This is a genomic window from Paenibacillus sp. DCT19, from assembly GCF_003268635.1.
In the GTDB taxonomy this organism is placed as follows: domain Bacteria; phylum Bacillota; class Bacilli; order Paenibacillales; family Paenibacillaceae; genus Paenibacillus.
The window spans coordinates 5,403,662-5,429,892 of the sequence record NZ_CP029639.1 but is presented as its reverse complement, the minus strand read 5'-3'; the positions used below and the strand labels follow the sequence as shown (position 1 = coordinate 5,429,892).

Genomic DNA, 26,231 nt, shown 5'->3' with positions numbered 1-26,231 from the left:
TTTAGCAAAATGGCTTTTTGACAGAATAAGGTCTTGTGCGATCAATATATGAGCTTAAGCGGACAAACAGTACAAATGAATACCTATGAGCAATAGAAAGCGCTTGCAAAAATGGCTGTATTTTTAAATGATGTATGCTAAAATGAAAAAAACGCCTGAACGTCACCTCAATCTGCTAACGGGTGAATTCAATTCGGATGGAGTGATGATTATGAGTCTTGTCACCGGAGTCCTAGTCTGTGCTTTTGTATACGTTATACGTGCGTCGCTTGTACGCTCTGAAGAAGAGGACTGGCGAAGCTATTAATGAATAAATGATGCGCTGAACCTTAGGTTTGGCGCTTTTTTTGTTGTTATGATCTAGTCGCGAGCAAGTCCATATTAGGTTGTCATCCGCAAAATTGTTAAATAATAATCCATATCTTGTGTGATGTTAGATAGGACTTTTGGTTTTTTTTTGATAGAATGAGGATTAGGGTGTATGTAGCCTTGTCTATAATTTTAGTTCACAATTAAGCATAGGAGTGTAATATATGCCAAAATTCGACACAACTAGTGTGGGGGCAAATCAATGAAACCTACGCTAAGTATTTATGAAAATCTCGGCGGGGAACAAGGTGTACGCGCTTTGGTAGAAGCCTTTTACCCGATTGTTATGCAGAATGAGCAGTTAGCGCCATTGTTTCCTGAAGATATTCAGCCAGTGATGGATAAACAGTACATGTTTTTATCTCAATTTTTCGGGGGACCTGCCTTGTTCTCTGAGGCCTATGGTCATCCGATGATGCGCGCCCGCCACATGCATTTTGAAGTGACGGTTGAACGAGCTGAAGCATGGCTCTCATGTATGAATCAAGCGTTGACACAGATCGGTGTTGAAGAACCGTTGCATTCGTTTATCTTGCAGCGTTTATCGGGACCGGCACATCACTTTGTGAATACGCCTTAGTTCCGATATACAAGCAAGCAAACGGGAGAGGGATGGAATGAGTGGAACTAGAACCGCTGTATAAGGTGAAAATAACATGTCATTATTGTGAAAATGAGTTTGAAACTTCACGGGTAAGACCTAGTTTGAAGAGACCTTACCGAACCGATTCCGACTTCTGCGCCTATTACAAACTAGAGAACCCGGACTTTTACGTTGTGCGCATCTGTCCTGAATGTGGATTTGCTTCGACAGAGAATTCAACGGAACGACTAAGTGATACACAGCGGCAAAACTTCAAAAATCAAATCGGTAATCGTTGGGAAAAACGAGATTATAGCGGGGCACGGACGATTGATCAAGCACTTGCAACGTATAAGCTTGGGTTGTTGTGTGCGCAAGTGATCCAAGAGAAGGATCGTGTCGTTGCAGGTTTACTTCATCATATTGCCTGGTTGTACCGCTACCGAGAGGATCATGAGCAGGAACGTCGATTTCTTGAGTTTAGTTTAGACTCGTATGTGAGGGTGTTTGAGCGGGAAGGCACAGGTGGAAATGAAGCCAGATTGCTCTATTTGCTGGGGGAATTAAATCGTAGGATAGGTCGCTTCCATGAGGCGGTCAAATGGTTTGGAAGAGTCATTCAGGACAAGCGTATTACAGACGCAGCCATGATTCGTGCTTCAAGAGAACAATGGGCCTTACTGCGGGAACAGATGATTTCTGGCAAAATGGAGCTGCCTGAAGAGATGATTGAAACCGAAAAAGGGGCTACTAAGCGTAGCCCCATCTAAGCATCAATCGTAACTAAATTCAATTAATTGCGAATAGGACGGCTGGACAGCAGGTAGTCACTATCGTTGTCAATCACCGTCATACTCCCGTTACAACAAGGAAAGACCAGCAATTTCTTCTTGCCTTCACGGATGCGTACTAGCTCTTTCGGTTTAAGGGGCAGCAGCACATTGCTTGCATGGCAGAACGGGCATTGCTGTACATAGATGTCCCCCATCACAATGTCATAAGGCCAACTGTTCTCAAAAGGAATCATTCCTGTTCGCCTTCCGAGGCTTTTTCGGATGCAGTTGGCTTGGACGCTTCAGCTTTGGCTAATTCGGCAATTTTCTGCAGCAGGATATGCTGGGGCATATGCATCAAGTGTTCCAGTGGCACACCAAGGGATTCCGCTAATTTTACGGCTGTGTCAGCCGATACTTGTAAAGGTTTCATCACGTTTACCTCCTAAAGAATAGCTTAAACTATTCCTCTAGTATAGAGATACAGTCTTCATAAAACCAGTCTTTATTCAGGTAATTACATTTGTGTTGAATGAAAAATGGAATCACAGCCTTCATAGGGTTCATTGTTTCGTCATTTGTTATTCAATCTGTAGAGAGAGGTGCCTAATTAATGAAAACACCATTACATCCCGTATGGGATCTGGAGTCCATCTTTAGTGGAGGTTCTTCCTCCGAGTCATTTGCTGCATACCTCGTTGAGCTTGAGCAGGATGTTCGCAACCTTCAGCAACTACTGAGAGAAACACCAGTACCAAGCAATCTGGAAGAAACGAAAACATTTGATCCGATTTTGGAATTGTTGCAGAGCTGTTACATTCGGACTTCCGAAGGATCAGCTTTTGTATCATGTCTTTCTTCACAGAATCAGAAGGACAAGAAGGCTACACAGCTTCAAGGAGCGATTAGTTCCCTTGCAGCGATGCTGAACAGCAGTAAGTCCCAGTTTGATAACAAACTCAGTGAAACAGAAGACCACGTATGGGAAGCATGGATTGCTCGGGATGACATTGAGCCACTATCTTTTGTCCTGAACGAAAGTCGCACACAAGCTCGTGAGAAGCTGTCACCTGAACTCGAAGGTCTTGCCCTTGATTTAGGTGTGGATGGTTATCATGGCTGGGGCAAATTCTATAACACCATTGTAGGAAAGATTAACATTCCTTTTGAGCAAAATGGAGAAACGGTCATGCTGTCAGCAGGGCAGGCTTCCAACAAGCTTAGTGACAGTGATCGTACTGTACGCGAAAAGGTTTTTGCACAATGGGAAGAAGCTTGGACTGACGTCGAGGATTTTTGTGCGGATACGCTGAATCACCTTGCCGGCTTCCGTCTGAAGTTATATGAGAAGCGTGGCTGGGATGATATCCTCAAAGAACCTTTGGCCATTAACCGCATGTCGCGTCAGACACTCGATACGATGTGGAATGTTATTAACGGAGCCAAACCTGCATTGGTTCGGTATTTGGAGCGCAAAGCGAAGCTTCTTGGTGTAGAAAAGCTGAGTTGGAGTGATGTCGATGCTCCTGTTGGAAAATCGGGTGGCAAAGTGACGTATGATGAAGCTGCGATTAATATTGTCGAACAGTTCGCGAAGTTCAGTCCCAAGCTTTCAAAATTTGCTGAAATGGCGTTTGAGAAGCGCTGGATCGAAGCTGAAGACCGTCCTGGTAAGCGTCCAGGTGGCTTCTGTACATCTCTGCCGCTGAGCAAAGCGACGCGGATCTTCATGACATTCTCTGGGACTCCATCAAATGTTTCGACACTCGCTCACGAGTTAGGACATGGATACCACCAGCACATCATGGAAGAGTTGCCTGCGCTGAATCAGCGTTACGCGATGAATGTAGCGGAGACGGCGTCTACTTTTGCTGAGTTGATCGTTGCAGATGCACTTGTTCAGGCGGCGACGGATGAGCAAGAGAAGTTGGCTTTGCTGGAAGATAAAATTCAACGCAGTGTAGCCTTCTTTATGAATATTCACGCTCGCTTCTTATTCGAAAATCGTTTTTACGAGCAACGTAAAAAGGGACTTGTTAGTGCTGATGAACTGTCCAAATTAATGGTTGATGCTCAGCAAGAAGCATTCTGTGGTGTGTTGGCATCCGATCATCCGCATTTCTGGGCATCGAAGCTGCATTTCTATCTGACAGGTGTACCTTTCTATAACTTCCCGTACACGTTTGGTTATATGTTCAGTGCAGGAATTTATGCTAGAGCACAGCAAGAGGGAACAGCCTTTGCGGATAAATATGATGACTTGCTGAGAGATACGGGTCGGATGACGGTAGAACAGTTGGCACATAAACATCTGGGAACAGACCTAACCCAGCCTGAATTCTGGCAAAATGCCGCCAATTTAGTTGTTGCTGATATTGAACAGTTCCTTGAGATGACGGAAAATCACCAATAAGCACCATAAAGGTTGTTCAACAAGCCCACTTTTGATTAAGCCCTTTTGAACATGCATGTATAGACTATGGTTGATATTTACCGATATGAAATTGCGATTTATATAACGTTATAAGACTGCTAGCCCAATGAAATATGATGGGGTGGCAGTCTTTTTTTCTGACATGACAGATGCGATTATTTTGTCGCAATACAGAGAAAAAACTCAGTTTTAAGCGGAAGAATGGCAATTAATTGTGCAAACCATAGTAATAAATACCCAAGTTTGTTTGATGTTGTTGAATGACCATATATATTGTCATATAATGAGTCGTAAGTCCTTGTTACGAAGGGATGAAGTGCATAAAGGAGGAGCAATATGGTAAAAATTGACCAGCTTTCATTAGCACGACAGTTAGATCTGGTGTTCAAAGAGCTAGATAATGAGTTGGCAGGGTTAGATTCAGGTGTAGTTTTTGTGCAAATACGAAATAACGTAATTGGGAAATTTGGAATTCGACATAATCCGATAACTGGACGGAATGGACAGTTGGAAGTGGAAAATGAGGGATTGAATGAAGCTCAGCGATCTTCTTTCCGGGTTATGGCATTAGAAACATTGAAATTCAAGAAGAACTGGACGCATGGAGAAATTTCTTACGATTTTACAGTAAGACAAGGCATGATTCTGGTAGATGCAACGATGGAATCCAATTACAATATGGCTAACTTAATGATTCGTTATCCTAGGACTAATACATACAAGGATTCAGGAATGGAATCAACTTCCTAAGCGCCAGCATAACCAAAAGCGGCACTTCTGAAGAAGGCCGCTTTTAGCTTTATCAACTTAAGCATGCGTTCGAGTTCTTAAGAACGACCCGATAATTGCTGCTCAGCGATTTGTACCAGACGTTTAGTAATGTAACCTCCCAGAGATCCTGTCTCACGGGAAGTGTAGTTACCGTAGTATCCATCTTGTGGAATGGTTACACCCAGCTCTTGCGCTGCTTCGATTTTCAATTGTTGCAAAGCTGCTGTTGCTTGGGGAACAACCAGATTGTTAGAGCTGTTTCTATTACCTTGGTTTTGGCCTCCGTACATGTGTGTCACCTCCTTATGGGTTGGTGATGTTAGTATGGTTAGAGAATGCAGAAATATACATGATATGGCGAAAGGGAAATTTTAGGGGTTAATGATGTGAAGGATATATGCAAAAAGCCGATCCAATATGGATCGGCCTTCTTGCTGTATAGGTAAAATAAAGAACGTACCTCTGTGAGGTATGATGAAGTCATGATAGAGTTATTTCTTCGTTACATTATTCTACTGGAGGAACAACTTCAATCCGTGTAACCAGCTCTACTGGCTGCTGTGGTTCCAGTCGAATTAATCCTGTTTGCTGATCTGATAAAGGCAGATTCGGGGCATCGGAGAGCCAAGTGTAGGGCTCAATGCACAGGAATTGATCGGATTCACCTTTGGTATAGAGAACCCAATGTTTGAAGTATCGTTCATCTGCAGAATAATTCAGCAGATACCCATCCTGACGACGGAGCTTGGCGATGGCTGGTTGATGCTCGTCAGCCTTGAGAAGTGTATCCCAATTCCGTCCTTGCATATTAACACCTTCGTTCAAGGCAGACCATTCACCTAACTCAGCAATATCACCTGTAGGTAGCTGTTCCTCATTCTGTGAATATAAACCTGATACAGGCAGTTGAAGTGTCCATTCGGCAGGTGCGCCGTCAAGGAGGAACCATGTATGATATCCCATTCCAAACGGAGCAGGAGTTGAACTCAAATTGGTCACGCGCAGATGCTGACTCAGGACGGCATTTTGCAGCCTAAACGTCATCTCTAGCTTGAGTGGAATAGGAAATTGCTCCATCCAGTGCTCTTCGTTCTCGGTAAGTAATTCCGTAGTGATGGCACAACCATCTTCATCCTCTTCAATGTCACTGACACACCAGGATTGCGTGCGATGGAGACCATGGATGTGGTTGTCGTTGGCTGTGTTCTGATCGAACTGGTAATGGACGCCCTCATATTCGAATTGTCCGCGATGAATTCGACCAGGTGGAATGAGAAGCGGAACACCGAAGTGATACGGTTTCTGCAGATAAAATGCAAGCTCATCTTCTTCTGGACTGCGGACGACATCGCGTTCCTGCACGAGATCGCGAATCGAGATGATATTATTTCCAAGACGCGGTAGCAGGGTAATCTCCAATTCACGGCTATGTAGGATATACGTGTCGTAACCATTCCATTGGCCTTTGGTCACTTGTTTCATATCGATGCTCCTTTTCCCACTTGAAATCTGTCTGCAAGCGGCTATCATAATTTTCCGCTGCAAGCGTGTCATTGTGTACATGCCAGCAAATCTGTAAGCATTCCACATGAATGCGTGGAATAGGGGTTAAGCCATTCCATTTCCATCATAACAGATTTCAGTGGAGTGGGTAAAAAAAGCTCGTTCTTAAATTTTGACAATCCGTGTGGATCGCATTAAGATGGTATTCAGATATAGGCGTATTCACGAGTTGAATAACTTAAAAATACGTGTTTAAAAGGTCGGTTTTCAGTACATTTCGTAATCAAAATCGGACTTTTTGAACAACTTCTTAAAGCGATGATAGGGACAAGTAAGTGGAGGGCACTCTCTTCAGAAAGCCGGTGGGTGATGTGAACCGGTGTGAACTCTTTGCCGAATGGGCCCTTGAGTGCAGTGTTGAACCGGGTAGCTGATATTGGCTTGATCCCGCAGTAGATTCTGACGTATATTCCACGTTACGGAACAATGAAGGTGTTTCCTTGTTGATGAATCGATGTGCGTAAGTACAGAGAATCTACTTATCAAGGGACACGAATAAGGGTGGCACCACGGTCTCACGTCCCTTGCGGGCGTGGGATCTTTTTGCGTCCGCGGAGAATAGATGTTTTACCAGGATTAACCCAAGTCAGAGTCAAATTCGAGGAGGCATTACGTTTATGAAAACAGTATTATCTGGCATTCAGCCGAGTGGTAAACTTACGCTTGGTAACTACATTGGTGCGATCAAAAATTTTGTGAAGCTACAGCATGATTATCAATGTCACTTCATGGTGGTGGATCTTCATGCCATAACTGTCCCTCAGGAGCCTGCTGCACTCCGTGAGCAATCCGAGGCGGTAGCTGCATTGTTCATCGCCGCTGGCATTGATCCGACCAAATCAAACGTATTTTTGCAGTCCCATGTGCCTCAGCACGCTGAGCTGGGATGGTTGATGACAACACTCACTTCCATGGGTGAACTTGAGCGTATGACTCAATTCAAAGATAAGTCTTCAGGCAAAGATTCCGTTGGAGCAGGACTGTTTGTATATCCATCTCTGATGGCAGCCGACATTCTGCTATACAATGCTGATCTCGTTCCTGTAGGGGAGGACCAGAAGCAGCATTTGGAGCTCACGCGTGATCTCGCTGGTCGCTTCAACCACCGTTATGGAGAGTATTTCACCATTCCAGACCCGTACATTCCGCAAGTGGGTGCGCGTGTGATGTCTTTGGATGATGCTTCTTCGAAGATGAGTAAAAGTAATCCGAATGCAGGCAGCTATATCGCATTGCTGGACACACCGGCAGAGATTCGCAAGAAAATCAGCCGTGCCACAACAGATTCAGGCCGTGAAGTTGTGTATGATCCAGCGAACAAACCGGAAGTGAGTAACCTCATGAGCATCTATGCGGAATGTGCAGGTATGACTCTGCAACAGGTTGCAGATCAGTATGAAGGTCAGATGTATGGTCCATTCAAAAAAGGCTTGGCAGAAGCAGTCGTTTCCGTCATTGAGCCATTGCAACAACGGTATCATGAGATCCGCGAATCTGGTGAATTGGCTGATATTTTGGATGCTTCGGCTCGTCGTGCGGAAGAAGTGGCTTCCAAAACACTTAATGATGTGAAGGAACGTATGGGCTTTGTACCAAGACGTACACGATAGTAAGTCGTATTTGAATTCAATTATATAGAGCAATGAGTTTTAGATATAGCAAAAAGAGGAGCCATAGGCTCCTCTTTTGTTGTTTGGCTAGTGTAGAAGCGTCGCTTCAGAACACAGAATTAAGAAGCTGAACCCGTAGATGTTTGAAGTTCGCGACGCTCTTTTTTGGCACGAATGACAAACCCCCAACCGATGTTACCAATCGACAAAATGAATCCTAATGCAGCTAGCCAGCCAGAGTATGACATTGTAATGGCTGTAACCGTTAACAAAGCAATGGAAGAGAATGCAAACCATAAGGATAGACCTTTGCTCATTGGAAAAAACCTCCATCATAAATTTAATGAATCTCCGTATAACCTGAAGCGTGCGAGACATAATAATCTTGCAAGCTTGCATTACATTACAGACACAGATTGAAAGGAGATTTAAAATATGGCTCAAGGATCTCGTTCTTCTAACAACTTGGTGGTACCTCAAGCAACTGCAGCATTGCAACAATTGAAAATGGAAGCTGCACAGGAACTGGGTGTAACTATTCCACAAGACGGTTACTATGGTAACTACACTTCCCGTGAGACAGGATCTCTGGGTGGATATATTACCAAACGTCTGGTACAAATCGCTGAGCAGTCTCTGGCTGGGTCTGGCAAATAATTTATTATAACCAAACGGCAACAACACAGAAGGCCCGGAGCGGAATGCTCCGGGCTTTCGCGCGGTTTAGTTCCTATGTTGATTGTGCCCTTCTTGGCACACTTTCGTCAAGAGCGTGCCGTCAAAAGTTTTTTATCCATTTTTTCGTCACTTAACCAGCCCACATACGTGTCGATCGTTTCGAAATTTCGATCCATGACAACGACAGCGACAAATGGATATTGTTTGCGGTGTCGATAACGGACATCCGCCCAGCGGACTTTATATCCAACAGGCAATTCCTCGACCTCAGCTACAGCATATGACGTAAAGTATAGGAAAGCCTGCACCTCAGGTGACTGACGAGAAGCTGCTACAGCTGCATGAGTAGAGGAGGAAGCTTGCAAATTCCAAGTCAGGTCGGAACCATCTAATTTTCCAATCTCATACCGATCATCTGCATAACGCTTCACTACATGCCATCGATTCCAGGATATCGTGGGAATAACGACATAACGAATGGCATCTGTGCTGTAATCCATTCGTTTCACCTTAGCAACAGCCTGAGCATGAGCAATAATTCGCCAGATGTAATACAAGCCGATGATGATATACAGCGTGACGAACAATGGAGCAGGTGCTACAACATCAAAAGCCCAGAGTAGGATTGCCGCAGCATGGGAACTGAATAGAAACGGATCAAAAATATGAATGATATTCCACGCGATCCACTTATCCGTAAATGGTCTTGCCGCTTGAGTGCCATACGTATTGAATAGATCCGTAAATACGTGTACACACACCGCAACAGCCGTCCATATAGCAACATGTGCAATAGCGACACCAGGGAAGATCAATGCGATTACACCTGTAATGAGCAATGTCCATAACAGGAGAAATGGCAGGGAATGGGACATCCCTCGATGATTTCGAATATACAGGGAATTACTCTTGAGACGCAGCGCAGTATCGATATCAGGAGCTTGTGAGCCAGCGATCGTACCGACCATTACCGCTGCCGCAAGCATAGGGCTTGAGGCTACAACAGGATCAACATAAGCTAGCCCAGCCAAACCAATGCCCATGACAAAATGTGTAGAAGTATCCATAGAAGTCTCCTTTGTTGTGTAGATCGTTCTCATCATACTAAACCTCTAATCATTCTCTATCTAGGTGATACCCATCTATAGTGTATATTATCCGTCTGACTAGAAGCAAAACAGGTCACCAGCCCAACAAAGGTTAGATCAGTCCCATTTTTTGTTCGATATTTGTACAAGCATTGTTCCACTCTTTTGGGATTTTCTGTGATAAACTTTATATCGGATATAAAGGGGACTGGCTTTACCGTTTCAAACGGCATGTTCAAAAAGTTTCGTAGGCATGATGCTGAAGAACAGGTACAATAGTAGAGTGCTCTGCAATAGATGAATCTTCTCGTCATACATAATTTAGCAATAAGACCGTCATTTATGATCGTGATTATTTGTGGGAGTAGGCAAAAACTAAGCTTTTAGGTTTTTCATCGTATGTATGCGTATTCATTGTAATGACATGGGAGAAAGGAAGAGGATTAATGCTCAAAAAGTATATGTGGACATGGATATTGCTCGCACTAGCCCTTGCTATGGCTGTATATCTCATGTGGGGAAATGTATTTGCTAGCAAGGAGAAATTACCCGAAATCCGGGAGATCCAATCCTTTTCGATGGAAAATGTAGATGGGAATACCGTGTCGCTTGAGGATACTCAAGGCAAAGTCCGTTTATTCTACTTTTATTTCACCAGTTGTCCAGATGTATGCCCTATAACGACATTCACACTTTCTCAAGTGCAGGATCTGTTGAAAGAGGATGACACATTTGGCAATGATGCTTCGTTTGTATCGATTTCCTTTGATCCAGAGGTGGACACGAAGGAGAAGATTAAGGAATTTGCCGATCGTTTCCATGCTGATTATAATGGGTGGTATTTCCTTCGCGGGGATATGGAAGAGACGAAGAAATTCGCCAGAGAATCCTTCCAGATTCTGATTGAGGGTGAGACTAAAGATGATTTTGCCCATATGAACCTGATTGGTTTGGTGGATCGCAACAATCAACTGCGTAAGATATACAGTGCAGGAGCTACAAATGATGTTGATCCAGCAGTAATCGCAGAAGATATTCGCAACCTGATTAAGGAGTAAACAACGAAATGGTGGGGTACGGAGCGTATCTCATGATCCGTATAACAGTAATGTATAACAATCAAAGGCACTGCCCAGATCGGACAAAGATCTGAGTCGGTGCCTCTTTGTATTGGCCGTATTTAAAATGACGGCTGTTCCGGATATTGAATATATGCCTCTAATCCTGCTTTTTCTAACTGGGCAATGATGTATTCATCCGGTGTTCCTTCTACCCCCGCATAACCACGTCTCGTGTACATCTGCTCCGCATCCGGAAAAGCATCGCGCAGAACGCCTCTAATTTTCTTGCCAGAGCTGTCATTATCCATAAATAGATAGACCTCATCATAACCAACCTGCTTTTTCAGCGTCTCAAGCTTCAAGGAATTCAGTGTTCCAAACGTACACAAAATGTTGATCTCAGGCCCAACCAGTCGTTTGAGTTTGCTACGATCATTTTTACCTTCCACGATGACATGAATAGGCATCATATTCACCTCTTGTTCGAGAGCTTGTGTCGACATTCCCCGGGAAATGTTGTCGCGGAAATCGACGGATCATATATAGTGTAGCTGTAAATAGGGGAATGATGCAAAGGACTAGCAAAAAAAACAAACTCTTGCAGGGATAGAGGCACAAGGAACGTCTATTATCATATTAACCCAGAATACTTTTGGGGTCAGAAGCTGATAATGAAGCTTCTTGTCTGGAATTAAAATATGGAAGCAGAAGAATACCAACCATCAGTAAGATGAATCCGATAAAATAAGGAGAGACTCCCACACGAATCTGTCCGGCTGCGATTGGGCCAATGAAGGAGCCGATGGATGTCGCGATGGATTGTAGGGAGAAAATCCGACCCAGCTTGTTGCCACCGCTTAGCCTGATAAATAAGGTTGCCATTGCAGGAAATGTGATGCCCTTGGACATCCCGAGTACAAACAGGACAGTAGGCAAAGGCAACTGAGGAATCGCTGCTAAGGCGAAGAAGCAAAGGGACATCAATAATACACCTGCGGTTAAACGTAGCTTAGGTGAATATCGATTAAGGAATAGCATACTCAATGTAAATAAGGCTCCAATACTAATGATGGAAAATAGAAGGCCTGTAGACATGATGGAGGAATGACCTCCACCTCGAAGAGGTAGTTCAAAGAAAAGAATGCCTTGGGCACAGGCTATGACAAGTGGCAGCGCGAAATAACGCCAGGATACGGGCAGGAACACCTTTTTGCTGTCAGGTAGAGGGCTTGGCTGGGCAGGCTCAGTGACCTTTTCATGCTGTGGCTCGATTAATCCCTTAGGCATGGAGAAGAAGGCAATAACACCTGTCAGAATGAGCAAGTAACCAAGGCTCGCAAAGGTTGCCGAAAATCCTAAACTACCTACGATGAGTGCTCCTGCCGCAGGAGATACAACGGATGCGAGTGTATGAACTACACCATGACCAGACATATACTTGCCCTGGGTAACGGGATCACGGGACAACTGAGCTAGCAGGGCTAGACAGGCAGGAGATAAAAAGGCGAGAACAAACCCGCTAATGGAGCGAAGTGCGAGCAGCTGCCATGGGGTGTGGATCTGGGCTTGGATGAGCAGAATGATGCCCGCGCCTAACAGGCTGAACACAATGTAGCGGCGGCTGCCGTGTCTGTCGATTTGCGTACCAGCAATGAGATTACCAGGTAAATGAGTCAAGGAGTAGATGCCCATCATCCAACCAATGAATGTTGGAGCCGCCCCAAGCGAAATAGCGAATGGCGTCAGTATTGGATACTGGGCATGCAGATCAAAAACAGCAAGAAACAAAAATAAATAGAGCCATATGGCCGTTTTCACAAAAGCCCCTCCTTGTTAAACGATGCATGTTCATCGGTGGTGTATCGGGTATACGCGTTTATCACGCAGAACCTCATGGTACTACTTGTACGCCCGGAGGGACGAACTTAGACCCTTTATTTTTGCACTTATAGGCTTAGCTGACAGCAGGTTCGGAAATCATGTATAATATTCGGGAAGTGTGTACTCAACTCTAATTCGGAAGGTGTAGTCATGGACATAGAAGTAATTAAAGAGTTTGTGATGCAGAACTGGCTTGTGATCGTTGTTGCCTTGATCATTTTGTTCTTCGTTCTGAATGTCGTCAAAACGGTATTGAAATGGGCGATTGCCATCATCATTATTGCGGCTCTACTGATATACAGTGGTATCTCCATTGACCAGATCAAACAGACGGTAACGGATGTTCAAAGCAGTACAATGGACACATTGAAAAAGGAAGCAACGAATCTTATGGTGAACGAAGCGTCTAAAGCGACCTATGCGAAAGGACAAAATGGAGAGTTCACTATTACAAGCCCCAATGTAGAGATTAAAGGCACGGCAGGCGCGGACAAAGTCAATGTCACGCTTCGCGGGATCTCGCTAGGTGAATGGAATTTGGATAACGAAACGATACGTGTCTTTGTTGATAAAGCCAAAGGAAACGTAACAGCACCAGCTTCTTAGAGGTTGTTCAAAAAGTCCGATGTTGATTACGAGGGATGCCTTGCGGCATCTCAGCGTCGAATATGGAATTCAGCCGAAATGTCCGTTGCTCACGTAGCTTGATCTACGCTCCGCTACTCCATTTCTAGCTTTATTCCATCTTCTCGGTACTGAACACCGTCCTTTTTGAATACCAGCTTCTTAGTAAAGGGGGAATGAATTCGTGCTGCAAAGTTGGCTGGACAGCCTGAAGGAATTCAACGGTATCACCATTGTGCTGTTGTTAATTGTGGCAGCTTCATTGCTGCAAGGGTGGTCTAGAGGAGCATCGCGTTCTGCAGGCAGACTGTTTGGCTTCCTAATGGATGGTATTATGGTGGTCATTAGTATTCTGCTGTCTGTCGGCCTGACGTTATGGCTGGCGCCATATGTTCAACAATGGCTGTCTACGTATGCCGGGACGATCCCTAATCGAGATTTGAATCGCTGGGAGCAGATGTATTATACATTAGTTACAGCTATTGCTGATTTTCCGTTGATGCGGTTCGCTGTGTTATTTGTCATTAGCTATGGGTTCATCCGGTTGATTCTCGGATTCCTATCGTCCTTTTTCTATAAAAGGAATGATTCAGCGGATCAGGAGAGCTGGCCTAAAGGTTTCTTTAGCCGTTTAACCGGAGCAATCATTGGTGCAATTATCGGCTCTGCGCGTGGAATGATTGTGATTGCCATTTTATTCATGATCGTAAGTCTCTATCCAGGCAGCATGTTCAGTCGTTACGTGGAGGCTTCACCCATCTACATGCAAGGAGCCAAATCCGTGATTGAGCCATTGTCGGGTAATCTGATCAAGGACAAGCTTCCTGTGTTTACCCAGGCTGTGCAGAAAGAACTGGGCGGTATTCTACAGCGGAAGTATGATGTTATTGACCATAATATCCCGGCTGATATCGAGTCTGCGGCACAGGAAATTGTGCAGGGTAAGTCCACGGAGGAAGAAAAGGCGCGGGCGCTCTATGATTGGGTAGGTTCACGAATTGAGTATGATTACGGCAAAGTAGACGATTATGAACAGAAAGGCATTTGGCATGAGCAAACGCCGCAAAATACATTTGATACGCGTATGGGTGTGTGCATCGACTATGCCCGCTTATATGCGGTGATGGCTCGATCACAAGGGCTTGAGGTTAAGGTTGTAACAGGTCTCGGCTACAATGGGCAGGGCGGTTATGGCCCGCATGCATGGAACGAGATTTTTTTGAGTGATTCCCAGAGCTGGATTCCACTGGACCCGACATGGGCAGTGAGTGGCGACTGGTTCAATCCTCCGAATTTTGCCGATACCCATCTGAAAGATCAGACAACATAACAATACACCGGGCATGGGTCCGGATATGACGACGTTGCCATGTTATCATGCCGTGAATGAATATTAAGCGGTATGCACCAAGTCATGAAAGAGGTAGGATGAATGAACAATCATTCAAAAGAGAAGGATGAATTTACGGATAAACGGCGTTTTAGTTATCGTATTAACGTATTTTTCTTCGTTTCCTTTGTTATTTTTAGCGTAATTATTGTACGTTTGGCGTTTTTGCAATTTGTTGAGGGGCCAGAGCTCAGTCAAGAAGAAGCCAGCAACATTACGAAGGATGTTCCGCTTGCTCCGGTGAGAGGTACGATCTACGATTCCACAGGTGAGGTGAAGCTGGCTTATTCCAAGCCCATTCAGTCCCTTTACCTGACGCTGTATAAAAACTATGGCGATGTAGGTGGAAAACCTAGTCCGTATATGCCAGAAGCGGAAGATATCGCTACTCGGCTTCATGATGTGTTTGAGAAATACAAATTAAAAGACTCTGAATCACTTACCGTGGAAAATATCATCGAAGAGATGGATTTGAATTCGCGCAAAGCCAATGGTTTCATGCCACGTCTGATTAAGAGTGATCTGTCCGAAGAGGAAGTCGCTTATTTTCTCCAGCATAAGGATGAGTTCAAGGGTATCCAGATTGTGGAGGAAAGTGTACGGTACTATGACCCAGATACCGTAGCTGTTCAGACCATTGGTTATTTGAAGAAATTCAAAAGTTCCAAATCCCTCGACAAATATCAAGCGATTGACGAGGCGAATAAAACACAGAAGGATCCAGGTCTTGTATACACAGAGAATGAGTTTGTCGGCTTCGATGGATTGGAGTTTCAGTACCAGGACGCTCTGCGTGGTAAGAGCGGATATAACTCGGTGGACGTAGACTTGCGGAATTTGCCAGAAGGTGTAGCGGGGACGACCCCTCCTGAGAAGGGCTATGATCTGATTGCCAGCATTAACAAAAACGTGCAAGTGAAGACAGAGCAGGCGATCATGGATCAGCTCAATTGGCTTCATCGGAATCCAGTATCAGGTAAATTACATCCTAATGCAAAAACAGGTTTTGCGGTTGCGATGGAAGTAGACACGGGAAAAGTTGTTGCTGCCGCCAGTATGCCGGATTACGATACCAACGTATGGAGAACCGGAAGTATTACGAACGAGCAGTACGATAGTATTAAGTATATCTATCTAAATGGTACGATTCGGGGATTCGCGCCTGATGATTCCAGAAAGCGTGCGGAATCCGTTGTATTGCTCGGTTCCACGATTAAACCACTCAGTGTGCTGATCGGTTTGAAAGAGGGATTTATTACAACAAACACAGTCTACCCGGACAGAGGTTCAACGACGTTTGGTGGAGATAATCGTAGAGTGCAGAACTCAGGCGGTCACGTGTATGGTCTGTTGCGTCCTCGTGATGCCATTCGTCACTCCTCTAACACATTTATGATTGATGAGATCGGTAAAAACTTATATAGCCGTTATGGCGCTAAAGGTATTGATGTGTGGAATGGGTACATGGAACAATTCGGACTAGGCGTAAAAACGGGCGTTGACCTACCGAGCGAATATGCCGGTCTTAAGGATTACAACAATGATGCCGAAAGTTCGCTTACTCGACTTGTATATGCTTCCTTTGGACAACAGGGTAAATATACAGCCATGCAGCTTGCTCAATATACAACGATGCTAGCTAACAAAGGAAAACGGATGGAGCCTCAATTAGTGAGCGAGATCCGGGATTCCGAAGGTAACATTGTAGAGAAGATCAAGCCGAAAGTGTTGAGTACTGTAGATTTCAATGATGCATATTGGAATGAAGTGCAGCGTGGTATGGCAACAGAGGTTTCGGCCTTTAGCAGCTTCCCATATGATTTTGCGAGAAAAACAGGGACATCTACACAGGTCGTCGGCGGTAAAAATGTCGATAACGGGGTATTTATTGCTTATGCTCCTCGCAACAATCCGAAGCTTGCGGTAGCCGTAGTCATTCCTGAAGGTGGCTTCGGTTCGAGCAGTGCGGCACCTGTTGCGCGTGCAATCTTCGATGCGTATGATGAGGAGTTTGGACTGGACGGAGTTCCGAAGAAAAATCAAAATGATGAAACGAATACGCAGCAATAACGTATCAGTTAGTATATAAGGGGTTCCCTCTAGGGAACCTCTTTTATTTTGGCATGGTTCATGTTGTTAGTTATTTGGTGTATTACCATTTATAATGATCTATTTACCTATGACGAAAATGTAACCAATATTTGGGGGACATCGTGGATTACCTTTGATAAACTCATAGAAGAACAGCGAATATGAACTTAGGAACGGAGAGCTAAATACATGTTTAACCGTTGGAAAAAGAGCAAAATTGTTACGGAAGATCCACCTGTTAATAAGCTATCGAGCGCAAGGCTTAATATGTTTTTTTTCGCAGCCTTTGTCATATTTAGCATACTGATTTTCCGGTTAGCCTTTGTGCAATTTGTTGAGGGACCTGAGCTCACCTACATGGAAACGAGCCGTAACACGAAGGATATTCCACTTGCACCCGTACGTGGACCAATATACGATGCGACCGGAGAGGTGGCGCTGGCATATTCCGTTCCTGTACAGTCTCTGTATGTCATGTTATACGAGGACTACAGCCGAGGAGCGAGGCAAGAAGAAGCGCGGGAGTTAGCTGATGATCTGGCAGGAGTGTTCCAGCAGTTTAACCCAGGAGATCCGGAGCAACCGGATGCAGAAGAGATTATTAAACGCTTGGATCTTGAATCTCAGAAAGCGCATGGCTATACGCCAAGGCTTGTAAAGTCGGATCTGAATACGCAAGAAATTGCTTATTTCATGGAGAAAAAAGCAGAGTACCCAGGTGCGATGGTACTGGAGGAGAACGTACGGAGATATGATCCTGATGGTGTTGCCGTTCAAGCCATTGGATATACGAGAGAGTTCAAGGGACAACAGCAAAACTCAGAAAAGTATAAAAAAATTGGTGAGGCTGAATCGACGGAGCGTGACCCTGGGCTTCGCTATACCCAGCAGGAGAATGTTGGGGTAGACGGTCTGGAATTTCAATATCAGGAAGAGCTTCGCGGACGCAGTGGTTATCAGTCGATCGATATCAATGCCCGTAATTTGCCGGAGGGTGCAATGGAGCAGACGCCGCCGCAGAAGGGATATAGCCTGGTCTCCACAATTAATAAAGAAGTTCAGCTGGCAGCACAAGAGGCTATCACCGATGAACTGCGTAGACTGCCTAAAGCGGTTACCGGTTATGCAGTAGGGATGGAAGTGGACACGGGGAATGTCGTAGCCATGGCGAGCATGCCAGACTATGATCCAAACGATTGGGATTATGACAAAATTAAGTTTGTGTATCGTAACGGAACGATGGCCTCTTTCCCACCGGACGATTCGAGAAAGAAAGCAGAATCCGTTGTGCTACTTGGATCGGTTATCAAACCGCTCAGTGTACTGATCGGCTTGAAGGAAGGGCTGTTTACAGCTGGACAGACCTATCATGATCAGGGTTATGCGATCTTAGGTAAAGACGGCAGACAAGTGAAAAACTCGCATTCCGCATATAACGGACACATTACGGCGAGGCGAGCAATTGAGAAATCATCGAATGCCTTCATGATTGATATGGTAGGTAAACGACTACTGAATAAGTATGGTTCGGTAGAAGGTATTAATAAGTGGGATGAATATATGAAGGATTTTGGCCTTGGCGTATCTACGGGTGTAGATCTTCCTGGTGAGTTCTTGGGACGATTGGAATACAAGGAGGAACATGAATCTGGACTGACGCGTTTGGCTTTTGCATCATTCGGCCAACAAGCGAAGTACACAACCCTTCAGCTTGCACAATATACAACGATGCTTGCCAACAAAGGTAAACGGATGGAGCCACATTTGGTGAAGGAGATCCGTGATGCTGATGGTAATGTGGTCAAGAAGATCCAACCCAAAGTATTAAATGAGGTCGAATTTGCGGATGCGTATTGGAATGAGGTACACCGCGGGATGGTGACAAAAGTAAGCTCATTTGATGGTTTCGCCTATGATTTTGCTCGAAAAACAGGAACCTCGGAGCAAGGTACAGGGCCTAATAAGAAGGAAAATGGTGTGTTTATCGCTTTTGCACCGCGGGATAATCCGAAACTAGCGGTAGCAGTCGTTGTACCCGAAGGGGGATTTGGTTCGGTTAGTGCCGCTCCAGTTGCCCGGAAAATCTTTGATGCTTACGACGAAGTATATGGTCTAAATGGTGTTCCAAAAGGCAAGAAGAATGCAGAGCAACAATAAGATTCTGGAATATTTAATTTTGTAAAATACATTCGAGATCATGAGCCTAAATCGACGGCTCACGATTGATTTAGGACAGGCAGGGGAAATTTTCCCTTGCCTTTTTATTTTTCATCGGATAAAATTTGCACAAGGGAAACATTATTAGCTTAGATTAAATTTTAATACCTTGTACAACAAAATTAGGTATGGACAAATATTTTAGGAGAAGGAAAGGGGTTGCTTGAATTGTTGTTGGTGAAGATGAGGAGTATTCATCGAGGATTTATGACGCTTGCGGCTTTGGCAATTATTGTGGTGCTTACCGCTTGTTCGAGCGAGGCACAGACCGGAAGTAATGGGAAAGTGCAAGTAACAGCTACGACAGGAATGATTGCAGATGTCGCACGTGAGGTAGGCGGAGCATATGTTGACGTTACCGGATTAATGGGACCCGGCGTAGACCCCCATCTGTACAAAGCGTCTCAAGGAGACATACGCAAGCTGGAGCAAGCGAGTGTGATTTTGTATAACGGACTGCATCTGGAAGGCAAGATGACAGATATTTTGGAGAAGATGTCCAAGAGCAAAATCGTCACAGCTGTAACGGAAAATATTCCTGTTGAAGAATTACGTTCTGGTAAAGACACCGGTGGTACAGAATACGATCCTCACGTCTGGTTCGATGTTGGTCATTGGATTCATGCGACAGAGTCGATTCGAGATACGCTGATTAAGGCAGATCCAGCGCATGAGGAAAAATATAAAGCACAAGCGGAACAATACCTCGGCAAACTGCAAGCATTAGACGAAGAAGTTCGTCAGCAGATTCAAGAAATTCCAGAGGCAAGTCGAGTGCTCGTCACCGCCCATGATGCTTTTGGATACTTCGGGCAGGCTTACGGCATGAACGTCATGGGACTGCAAGGAATTAGTACAGCAGCGGAATATGGTGCGAAGGATGTCAGTGAGCTGCGTGATTATCTTGTAGAGAATCAGATCAAAGCTGTGTTTGTAGAGTCGAGTGTGCCTGCAAAAGCGATGGAAGCCATTATTGCTGGCGCGGCGGAAAAAGGACATACGGTCACCATTGGCGGCGAATTGTTCTCGGATGCCATGGGAGCTGAAGGTACGGAGGAAGGCACATATATCGGTATGATCCGGCATAACATTCAGACCATTGTCGGGGCATTGAAGTGATCGAAGTAATGAAAGAAACATCAAGAGAGGAGTGGAACGTGAATGAACAAGTTAACATCTTCTAAAAATTCTCTTCAAGGCATGACGAACAATCATGCTCAACAGGAAAAGCAATCTGCAACATCTCCTCTCAGTGTGAGAGATTTGGCGGTGGCTTACCACAAGAAACCTGTTCTAAGCGGAGTATCCTTCGATATTCCAGAAGGGCAGCTTATCGGCATATTAGGTCCGAATGGAGCAGGCAAATCAACCCTAATCAAAGCAGTGCTCGGGCTGGTTCCCAAAATGCATGGCGATGTACGTATTTTCGGGCAATCCTATCGTGAACAACGGAGACGGATTGGGTATGTTCCGCAAAGGGAGTCGGTGGATTGGGATTTTCCTACCCATGCGCTGGATGTGGTGACGATGGGGCGTTATGGTCATCTGGGGTGGTTCCGTCGCCCAGGCAAAAAGGAACGTGAGCTGGCAGCGCATTGTTTAGAGCAGGTCGGCATGGGCGACTACATGTACCGTCAGATCAGCCAGCTCTCCGGCGGTCAACAGCAGCGGGTATTTCTAGCACGCGCATTAGTTCAGGATGCGGATCTATATTTCATGGATGAACCGTTTGCCGGGGTTGATGCAACAACAGAAAAGGCGATTATATCCTTGCTGGAGCAGTTGAAGCAACAAGGCAAAACCGTGCTAGTTGTGCATCATGATTTGGCAACGGTGGAGGAATATTTTGGCCATGTGTTGTTGTTAAACGGACGACTTGTAGCAGGTGGACCTACTCATGAGGTATTTGTACCTGACACACTACAAGAGACATACGGAGGCCGGATTGCGATGATTGGAAGCCGGACGGAGAAAGGTCAGGTGTAATGCATGTGGAACTGGGTACTTTCCATTCTGTCTGACCCGAATACGCGCTGGATTCTTCTCGGATGTTTATTACTTGGATTCAGTAGTGGGATCATCGGCTCATTTACCTTTCTACGACGTCAGAGCCTTATGGGCGATACGCTTGCACATGCAGCGTTACCCGGAATCTGTATTGCATTTATGCTAACCGAGACCAAATCCGTGGGATTCTTCTTGTTTGGTGCGCTCGTTGCTGGCATTGTAGCCACCTTCGGGATTTCGTGGATCACACGACATTCACGTATTAAGCAGGATGCTGCAATGGGAATTGTGTTAACGGTGTTCTTCGGCATTGGCGTAGTGATGTTGACACGCATTCAGCATAGTGCAAGTGGAAGCCAGAGCGGACTCGACAAGTATTTGTTTGGTCAGGCGGCTTCCATGGTTATGACCGATGTGTATGTCATGGGCGGCGTCTGTCTCGTGCTGCTCATCGCTTGCCTCATGTGGTTCAAGGAATTCAAGCTGGTGAGCTTCGATCCAGGATTCGCAAGAGGCATGGGATTGCCTGTTGCTATGCTGGAACAGCTCATTCTGCTATTGACCGTTATTGCGGTCGTTGCAGGCATTCAGGCGGTAGGTGTAGTTCTCGTTGCTGCCCTGCTGGTCACGCCAGCAGCTGCAGCACGGTGCTGGACGGATTCACTCGCACTTATGGTGCTACTCTCAGGTATATTTGGTGCCATGAGTGGTGCAACAGGTACGTTGTTCAGCACGATGGTTCCGAATTTACCAACAGGCCCTGTCACTGTGCTAGCAGCAACTGTCCTGTTCGCAGGTTCAGCGCTGCTTGCTCCGCGCAGGGGCTTACTGGCTAGGCGCTTACGAAGCATTCAAGCCAAGTCGGCTTACTTGAGAGAAGAACATGCCGCCGTTCAGACACTCTCTGCGCAGCGAAATGGGCAGCAAGAACGGGGTGAGATGTAATGGCAACCTTTTGGATTATTTTAACGGCAGTACTTGTCTCGTCAGCTTGTGCAATTCTGGGCTGTTTTCTAATTTTGCGCCGGATGGCATTAGTGGGTGACGCCATTAGCCACGCTGTACTACCCGGGATTGCCATTGCTTTCTTATGGAGTGGTTCCCGAGATTCGTTGTGGATGCTGCTTGGTGCAACGATCTTTGGTCTATTGACAGTGTTTCTGATCCAAAGCTTGCAGGCTGGGGGCTATCCTCTGATGCATCCATTGGGATTGTATTTACGGCGCTATTCGCGGTAGGGGTCATCTTGATCAGTCTGAATGCACAGCATATTGACTTGGATCTGGACTGCGTCCTGTTTGGTGAGATTGCCTATGTGCAGTGGGATACCCTAATGATTGGTGGTACGGATGTTGGGCCAAGGGCAGTATGGATGCTGGGAATTACGTTATTGGTCATCCTGGTGGTTATTGGGCTGTTCTATAAACAGTTCAAGCTATGCGCCTTCGATCCAGCATTGGCGGCAGCCTGCGGAATTCCGGTCGTGTTGTTCCATTACTTGCTCATGGGACTTGTATCCATGACGTCAGTGGCTTCATTTGAAAGTGTAGGCTCCATTCTTGTTGTAGGTATGTTGATTGTACCCGCGGCAACAGCGTATCTGTTAACTGATCGACTTGGCAAAATGATTCTGTACAGCGTGCTGGTTGGAGCTGCTTCCTCAGTTGGAGGCTATATCATGGCTTACATGTTGGATGCTTCCATTGCAGGGTGCATGGTGGCGGTTGCTGGTATTTTATTTGTACTCGCGCTGCTGTTGTCTCCGAAGCACGGGATTATCCTCCGCTATGCTCGCCGTAAATTTGCTACACGTTAATGAGGAAAATGACATCGGATGAAAAGAGTTCAAACGTCTGCTAATTGCAGGCGTTTTTTCTTTGCTAAGGAAACGAGATTTAACTGATCATCTGACTCAACACAAACACGATGATGTTTACGTTGATTCATATTGGTTATTTTGTTGCATATGGATGATCTGTGGTAAAATGTCGTTAGCTGTGACGTCCGGGGCGTCCGCTTGTGCGGATACCGGGCGATCTTTGTGTGAAAGTATGTTGGATGGGACTAAAGAGAGACAACTGAGGAGGAATACGACATGAGCGAACTGAAATACAAACTGCTAGCACTCGATATGGATGGAACATTGCTTAACGATAATCACGAGATTACACAGGAAACGACCAAATGGATTAAGATTGCGATGCGCCGCGGCGTACATGTATGTTTATCTACAGGAAGAGCGGTATTTCATGCGATGCCTTACGCCGTGCAGCTTGGTCTAGAGACGCCGATGATTACCGTGAACGGTAGTGAAGTGTGGAAAGCTCCGAATGATCTACATTTTCGCCATCTGATGGATCCGGCATTAATCCGCAAGCTGCAACAGATCGGGGAGAAATATAACAGCTGGTACTGGGCATACTCCGTGGAAGAGCTGTTCAACCGTGACCGCTGGACAGACAATATCGAAGGCTTGGAATGGCTGAAGTTCGGATATACCACCGAGATTGATGAAGTGCGTCACCAGATCATGCTGGAACTACAGGAACTTGGCGGTCTGCAAATGACGAATTCTTCACCTGTTAATATTGAGATTAACCCTGTGGGCATATCCAAAGCGAGCGGTGTAGCTGAAGTGTGTAAGTTGCTTGGCATTGAGATGTCCGAGGTAGTCGCTGTTGGCGATAGCTTGAACGATCTAGCAGTTATTGAAGCTGTAGGTCTAGGTGTGGCTATGGTAACGCCCAGGAGCAAGTGAAAGAAGCGGCAGATCTCATTGTAGCGAGCAATAACGAAGATGGCATCGTTGAAGTCATTCGTGAACATATTCTAAAGGGGGAGTAACCTTTGCTCGCAACCGTTGGTTGGATTTTAATTGTACTTCTGTTTGCAGTAGGCATGGCGGGAACCGTCTATCCAATCTTACCGGGTGCTGTAGCGATATTCTTCGCATTTCTGGTCTATGGTTGGTTCTTTAGTTTTGACCCGTTTGGTGTATGGTTCTGGATTACACAGATTTTGATTGTTGTTGTACTATTCGTGGCGGATTATGTCGTTAGTGCCTGGGGCGTTAAGAAATTCGGCGGTTCCAAGCTATCCACCACGTTAAGTACAATCGGTGTAATCATTGGTCCATTTGTCATCCCGGCGTTCGGGCTTGTACTGGGTCCATTCCTCGGTGCTTTTATTGGGGAGCTTATCGGAGGATCATCACCTTCCAAAGCGACCAAAGTTGGTTTTGGTTCCGTGGTGGGACTGTTTACTAGTACGGTGATGAAAATCATTTTGCAAATCGTCATGATTGTGCTCTTTATTATCTGGGTGGTTCGTTTCGCATAGACGTTAGTGAGTGCGAGCGTCATCTAGGTGCACGTCCGTGTGGAGGAAAGAAGGGGAATTGGTTTGTCTAAGAAGGAAACATTTATTAAGGGGACGCTCATTCTGGCGGCAGCAGCTCTCATTGCAAGGGTGCTTGGTCTTGTGCAACGTGTGCCGCTTGAGCATATCCTCGGCGATATCGGTAATGCATCGTTTACCATTTCCAATACGGTATATTTAATGCTGTTAACGGTTGCTACGGCAGGTATACCAAGTACGCTGAGTAAAATGGTATCCGAACGCTACGCACTAGGACGAGCAGGTGAAGCACAGCAGATCTACCGAGCAGCCCTGATCTTTGCTGCTGTTGCTGGTGTTGTTATGTCGACACTGCTGTGGTTTGCTGCACCGTTCTATGCGACCCATATCTCGAAGGTACCGGAATCTGCTAGCGCCATTCGGGCTCTGGCTCCAGCCTTGCTGCTCTTCCCTGCGATCGCCATGATGCGTGGGTATTTCCAAGGTCGAGGTAATATGACGGCCGGTGGTATTTCACAGATTGTTGAGCAATTTGCTCGTGTAGGCACTGCAATTATTGTGGCCTACATTATGCTTCAATGGAATTATGATGATCAGACGATCGCAGCGGGTGCTTCCTTCGGTGGTGTATTCGGAAGTATTGGCGCATTTTCTGTTATGTTGTACTTCACCTTGAAACTACGTCGCAAAGACCGTGAAGCTCAGTTTGAGATGGAACGAGCTCAGCAATTGCCGATGCGCGGTATATATGCAGATATTTTCAAGCTGTCCATTCCGATTGTGCTATCATCGCTCGCGGTTCCTGCAATTAACTTCATTGACTCATCACTTGTCGTGCCATTGCTGAGTGGTCGTATTGGACTGGAAGAGGCGACAGCCGTTCTTGCGATCCTGGGAGCGAAGGCGCAAAGTATTGCCGGTATTCCACCGATTCTAGCCATTGCTCTGAGTCAATCACTCGTGCCTATTATTTCGGCAGCATTCGCTCGTAAGGATGAGACTCATCTGAAGAATCAGATTACGCTGGCGTTGCGCATTTCAATTCTGACAGGTATGCCTATTGTTATTGCGCTCTGTACTGCTGCGTATTCCGTGAACGGACTATTATTTACTTCATTGGATGGAACACCGATCATTGCGTTGTTAACCTTCGGTACCATTTTCCAGATTACGATGATGACGACAAACTCCATCTTGCTGGGTGTGGGTAAACCGCGGATTACGATGGTCAGTGTGGCTATAGGTGTAGTCGTCAAATTGGTGGCGAGTCTGATCCTTGCTCCGTTCTTTGGCATTTATGGCATCATTATCGCTACAGCGCTTTGCTTCTTAGTGATTACGTATCTGAATCTTCGAGTATTGAGAAAAATCGTTACCTTCTCGATCATGGGTGATCGTTGGAAAGGGTTCCTGTTGACCGTACTGCTTGCTGCAGGTGCCGGCTTCGGGACAAACTGGTTAGGAAATGTGGTCTTTGGCTCATTCCTGCCATCCCGCGTATCGTTCCTGATGACCTGTCTCGTTGTTGGTGCACTGGTCGTTGTTATCTATCTCGTGCTCCTGATTGTGCTGCGTGTGCTGCGTAAGGATGAACTCGGAAGTTATCCACGTATTTTGCAAAAGGTTTTACGTCCACTGATGCGTCTGCAACGTGGAGTAGAGCAACAAGGGTAGTCGTTGGTAAACATTCATATGCCCTAAACTTAATGTCTTGCCTATAATAGCTATCCAAGC

25 protein-coding genes, 2 pseudogenes and 1 other annotated feature are annotated in these 26,231 nt (G+C 45.6%); of the genes and pseudogenes, 19 read left to right on the top strand and 8 right to left on the bottom strand.

The genetic code is table 11. The features are described from left to right. Positions 1-142 precede the first annotated feature (142 nt). The 3 genes from DMB88_RS30360 to DMB88_RS24730 all read left to right on the top strand — a co-directional run bounded on the left by DMB88_RS30360 (position 143) and on the right by DMB88_RS24730 (position 1,722). Positions 143-307: a hypothetical protein gene (locus tag DMB88_RS30360; RefSeq protein ID WP_164848569.1), complete on the top strand. Its 165-nt coding sequence runs from the start codon at positions 143-145 to the stop codon at positions 305-307. A 264-nt stretch (positions 308-571) separates the two neighbouring features. After that, positions 572-949, top strand: coding sequence for a globin domain-containing protein (locus DMB88_RS24735; RefSeq protein ID WP_128103471.1), 378 nt, complete (start codon positions 572-574; stop codon positions 947-949). A 41-nt stretch (positions 950-990) separates the two neighbouring features. Then, positions 991-1,722 (top strand): DUF2225 domain-containing protein, encoded by a 732-nt coding sequence (locus DMB88_RS24730; protein ID WP_128103470.1) that lies wholly within the window; start codon positions 991-993, stop codon positions 1,720-1,722. Positions 1,723-1,745: 23 nt separating this feature from the next. Here the strand turns inward: DMB88_RS24730 and DMB88_RS24725 are convergent, their stop codons facing one another. Then, positions 1,746-1,979: a hypothetical protein gene (locus DMB88_RS24725; protein WP_056702306.1), complete on the bottom strand. Its 234-nt coding sequence runs from the start codon at positions 1,977-1,979 to the stop codon at positions 1,746-1,748. Next, on the bottom strand, positions 1,976-2,158 hold the full coding sequence (locus DMB88_RS24720; RefSeq protein ID WP_128103469.1) for a YycC family protein: 183 nt from the start codon (positions 2,156-2,158) through the stop codon (positions 1,976-1,978). Before DMB88_RS24720 ends, DMB88_RS24725 begins: the two co-directional genes overlap by 4 nt. 180 nt (positions 2,159-2,338) lie before the next feature. Here DMB88_RS24720 and DMB88_RS24715 point away from each other — a divergent pair, with 180 nt between their 5' ends. Together DMB88_RS24715 and DMB88_RS24710 are read left to right on the top strand one after the other, a co-directional pair. Then, positions 2,339-4,138: a M3 family oligoendopeptidase gene (locus DMB88_RS24715; RefSeq protein ID WP_128103468.1), complete on the top strand. Its 1,800-nt coding sequence runs from the start codon at positions 2,339-2,341 to the stop codon at positions 4,136-4,138. Between the two features lie 357 nt (positions 4,139-4,495). After that, a complete protein-coding gene (locus DMB88_RS24710; RefSeq protein WP_128103467.1) occupies positions 4,496-4,909 on the top strand; it encodes an O-methyltransferase in 414 nt (137 codons plus the stop codon). Between the two features lie 77 nt (positions 4,910-4,986). Here DMB88_RS24710 and DMB88_RS24705 read toward each other — a convergent pair whose 3' ends face one another. Together DMB88_RS24705 and DMB88_RS24700 are read right to left on the bottom strand one after the other, a co-directional pair. Next, positions 4,987-5,220: an alpha/beta-type small acid-soluble spore protein gene (locus tag DMB88_RS24705; protein ID WP_024634588.1), complete on the bottom strand. Its 234-nt coding sequence runs from the start codon at positions 5,218-5,220 to the stop codon at positions 4,987-4,989. A 217-nt stretch (positions 5,221-5,437) separates the two neighbouring features. After that, positions 5,438-6,412: an aldose 1-epimerase gene (locus DMB88_RS24700; RefSeq protein WP_128103466.1), complete on the bottom strand. Its 975-nt coding sequence runs from the start codon at positions 6,410-6,412 to the stop codon at positions 5,438-5,440. 330 nt (positions 6,413-6,742) lie between these two features. Then, positions 6,743-7,021, top strand: a binding site (T-box leader). Positions 7,022-7,110: 89 nt separating this feature from the next. Between DMB88_RS24700 and trpS the strand changes: the two genes are divergently transcribed. Next, positions 7,111-8,103 carry a tryptophan--tRNA ligase gene (gene trpS, locus DMB88_RS24695; protein WP_128103465.1) on the top strand — a complete coding sequence of 331 codons (993 nt, stop codon included), beginning with the start codon at positions 7,111-7,113 and terminating at the stop codon, positions 8,101-8,103. 119 nt (positions 8,104-8,222) lie between these two features. Here trpS and DMB88_RS24690 read toward each other — a convergent pair whose 3' ends face one another. Continuing rightward, positions 8,223-8,420, bottom strand: a complete 198-nt coding sequence (locus tag DMB88_RS24690) for a hypothetical protein (protein ID WP_128103464.1) — start codon at positions 8,418-8,420, stop codon at positions 8,223-8,225. Between the two features lie 118 nt (positions 8,421-8,538). On the opposite strand from DMB88_RS24690, the gene DMB88_RS24685 reads away from it, so the two are divergent. Further along, positions 8,539-8,760: an alpha/beta-type small acid-soluble spore protein gene (locus DMB88_RS24685; RefSeq protein ID WP_056702318.1), complete on the top strand. Its 222-nt coding sequence runs from the start codon at positions 8,539-8,541 to the stop codon at positions 8,758-8,760. A gap of 107 nt (positions 8,761-8,867) precedes the next feature. On the opposite strand, the gene DMB88_RS24680 is transcribed toward DMB88_RS24685, so the two are convergent. Next, a complete protein-coding gene (locus tag DMB88_RS24680; RefSeq protein WP_128103463.1) occupies positions 8,868-9,848 on the bottom strand; it encodes a metal-dependent hydrolase in 981 nt (326 codons plus the stop codon). A gap of 467 nt (positions 9,849-10,315) precedes the next feature. On the opposite strand from DMB88_RS24680, the gene DMB88_RS24675 reads away from it, so the two are divergent. Further along, complete coding sequence (locus DMB88_RS24675) at positions 10,316-10,927, top strand: SCO family protein (RefSeq protein ID WP_128103462.1); 612 nt, start codon at positions 10,316-10,318, stop codon at positions 10,925-10,927. A gap of 122 nt (positions 10,928-11,049) precedes the next feature. Here DMB88_RS24675 and DMB88_RS24670 read toward each other — a convergent pair whose 3' ends face one another. Next, positions 11,050-11,397, bottom strand: a complete 348-nt coding sequence (locus DMB88_RS24670; RefSeq protein ID WP_056702325.1) for a toprim domain-containing protein — start codon at positions 11,395-11,397, stop codon at positions 11,050-11,052. A gap of 169 nt (positions 11,398-11,566) precedes the next feature. After that, positions 11,567-12,748, bottom strand: coding sequence for an MFS transporter (locus DMB88_RS24665; protein WP_128103461.1), 1,182 nt, complete (start codon positions 12,746-12,748; stop codon positions 11,567-11,569). Positions 12,749-12,961: 213 nt separating this feature from the next. On the opposite strand from DMB88_RS24665, the gene DMB88_RS24660 reads away from it, so the two are divergent. The 11 genes and pseudogenes from DMB88_RS24660 to DMB88_RS24610 all read left to right on the top strand — a co-directional run bounded on the left by DMB88_RS24660 (position 12,962) and on the right by DMB88_RS24610 (position 26,171). Next, the gene (locus DMB88_RS24660; RefSeq protein ID WP_128103460.1) at positions 12,962-13,417 is read left to right on the top strand and encodes an ATPase; all 456 of its coding nucleotides are present in this window, start codon (positions 12,962-12,964) and stop codon (positions 13,415-13,417) included. 202 nt (positions 13,418-13,619) lie between these two features. Next, entirely contained in the window at positions 13,620-14,765 is a 1,146-nt protein-coding gene (locus DMB88_RS24655; RefSeq protein ID WP_128103459.1) for a transglutaminase domain-containing protein, read from the top strand. 102 nt (positions 14,766-14,867) lie between these two features. Continuing rightward, positions 14,868-16,895 (top strand): peptidoglycan D,D-transpeptidase FtsI family protein, encoded by a 2,028-nt coding sequence (locus DMB88_RS24650; protein WP_128103458.1) that lies wholly within the window; start codon positions 14,868-14,870, stop codon positions 16,893-16,895. A gap of 210 nt (positions 16,896-17,105) precedes the next feature. Next, positions 17,106-19,073, top strand: a complete 1,968-nt coding sequence (locus tag DMB88_RS24645; protein ID WP_128103457.1) for a peptidoglycan D,D-transpeptidase FtsI family protein — start codon at positions 17,106-17,108, stop codon at positions 19,071-19,073. A 267-nt stretch (positions 19,074-19,340) separates the two neighbouring features. Beyond that, the gene (locus DMB88_RS24640) at positions 19,341-20,252 is read left to right on the top strand and encodes a metal ABC transporter solute-binding protein, Zn/Mn family (protein ID WP_174715353.1); all 912 of its coding nucleotides are present in this window, start codon (positions 19,341-19,343) and stop codon (positions 20,250-20,252) included. Positions 20,253-20,333: 81 nt separating this feature from the next. Then, a complete protein-coding gene (locus DMB88_RS24635) occupies positions 20,334-21,119 on the top strand; it encodes a metal ABC transporter ATP-binding protein (protein ID WP_128104594.1) in 786 nt (261 codons plus the stop codon). Between the two features lie 3 nt (positions 21,120-21,122). Beyond that, on the top strand, positions 21,123-22,085 hold the full coding sequence (locus DMB88_RS24630) for a metal ABC transporter permease (protein ID WP_128103456.1): 963 nt from the start codon (positions 21,123-21,125) through the stop codon (positions 22,083-22,085). Further along, positions 22,085-22,956 (top strand): annotated as a pseudogene (locus DMB88_RS24625) (metal ABC transporter permease). Before DMB88_RS24630 ends, DMB88_RS24625 begins: the two are co-directional and overlap by 1 nt. A gap of 279 nt (positions 22,957-23,235) precedes the next feature. Beyond that, positions 23,236-23,984, top strand: a pseudogene (locus DMB88_RS24620) (Cof-type HAD-IIB family hydrolase). A gap of 54 nt (positions 23,985-24,038) precedes the next feature. Further along, positions 24,039-24,479 (top strand): DUF456 domain-containing protein, encoded by a 441-nt coding sequence (locus DMB88_RS24615; RefSeq protein WP_056702865.1) that lies wholly within the window; start codon positions 24,039-24,041, stop codon positions 24,477-24,479. A 63-nt stretch (positions 24,480-24,542) separates the two neighbouring features. After that, entirely contained in the window at positions 24,543-26,171 is a 1,629-nt protein-coding gene (locus DMB88_RS24610; protein ID WP_128103455.1) for a putative polysaccharide biosynthesis protein, read from the top strand. Positions 26,172-26,231: the final 60 nt, after the last annotated feature.

Excerpts from the sequence above, each read along its gene's own strand:
- DMB88_RS30360 (WP_164848569.1), top strand. The coding sequence starts at position 143 with ATGAAAAAAACGCCTGAACGTCACCTCAATCTGCTAACGGGTGAATTC.
- DMB88_RS24735 (WP_128103471.1), top strand. The coding sequence starts at position 572 with ATGAAACCTACGCTAAGTATTTATGAAAATCTCGGCGGGGAACAAGGT.
- DMB88_RS24725 (WP_056702306.1), bottom strand. The coding sequence starts at position 1,979 with ATGATTCCTTTTGAGAACAGTTGGCCTTATGACATTGTGATGGGGGAC.
- DMB88_RS24720 (WP_128103469.1), bottom strand. The coding sequence starts at position 2,158 with ATGAAACCTTTACAAGTATCGGCTGACACAGCCGTAAAATTAGCGGAA.
- DMB88_RS24715 (WP_128103468.1), top strand. The coding sequence starts at position 2,339 with ATGAAAACACCATTACATCCCGTATGGGATCTGGAGTCCATCTTTAGT.
- DMB88_RS24710 (WP_128103467.1), top strand. The coding sequence starts at position 4,496 with ATGGTAAAAATTGACCAGCTTTCATTAGCACGACAGTTAGATCTGGTG.
- DMB88_RS24705 (WP_024634588.1), bottom strand. The coding sequence starts at position 5,220 with ATGTACGGAGGCCAAAACCAAGGTAATAGAAACAGCTCTAACAATCTG.
- DMB88_RS24700 (WP_128103466.1), bottom strand. The coding sequence starts at position 6,412 with ATGAAACAAGTGACCAAAGGCCAATGGAATGGTTACGACACGTATATC.
- trpS (WP_128103465.1), top strand. The coding sequence starts at position 7,111 with ATGAAAACAGTATTATCTGGCATTCAGCCGAGTGGTAAACTTACGCTT.
- DMB88_RS24690 (WP_128103464.1), bottom strand. The coding sequence starts at position 8,420 with ATGAGCAAAGGTCTATCCTTATGGTTTGCATTCTCTTCCATTGCTTTG.
- DMB88_RS24685 (WP_056702318.1), top strand. The coding sequence starts at position 8,539 with ATGGCTCAAGGATCTCGTTCTTCTAACAACTTGGTGGTACCTCAAGCA.
- DMB88_RS24680 (WP_128103463.1), bottom strand. The coding sequence starts at position 9,848 with ATGGATACTTCTACACATTTTGTCATGGGCATTGGTTTGGCTGGGCTA.
- DMB88_RS24675 (WP_128103462.1), top strand. The coding sequence starts at position 10,316 with ATGCTCAAAAAGTATATGTGGACATGGATATTGCTCGCACTAGCCCTT.
- DMB88_RS24670 (WP_056702325.1), bottom strand. The coding sequence starts at position 11,397 with ATGCCTATTCATGTCATCGTGGAAGGTAAAAATGATCGTAGCAAACTC.
- DMB88_RS24660 (WP_128103460.1), top strand. The coding sequence starts at position 12,962 with ATGGACATAGAAGTAATTAAAGAGTTTGTGATGCAGAACTGGCTTGTG.
- DMB88_RS24650 (WP_128103458.1), top strand. The coding sequence starts at position 14,868 with ATGAACAATCATTCAAAAGAGAAGGATGAATTTACGGATAAACGGCGT.
- DMB88_RS24645 (WP_128103457.1), top strand. The coding sequence starts at position 17,106 with ATGTTTAACCGTTGGAAAAAGAGCAAAATTGTTACGGAAGATCCACCT.
- DMB88_RS24640 (WP_174715353.1), top strand. The coding sequence starts at position 19,341 with ATGACGCTTGCGGCTTTGGCAATTATTGTGGTGCTTACCGCTTGTTCG.
- DMB88_RS24635 (WP_128104594.1), top strand. The coding sequence starts at position 20,334 with ATGACGAACAATCATGCTCAACAGGAAAAGCAATCTGCAACATCTCCT.
- DMB88_RS24630 (WP_128103456.1), top strand. The coding sequence starts at position 21,123 with ATGTGGAACTGGGTACTTTCCATTCTGTCTGACCCGAATACGCGCTGG.
- DMB88_RS24615 (WP_056702865.1), top strand. The coding sequence starts at position 24,039 with ATGGCGGGAACCGTCTATCCAATCTTACCGGGTGCTGTAGCGATATTC.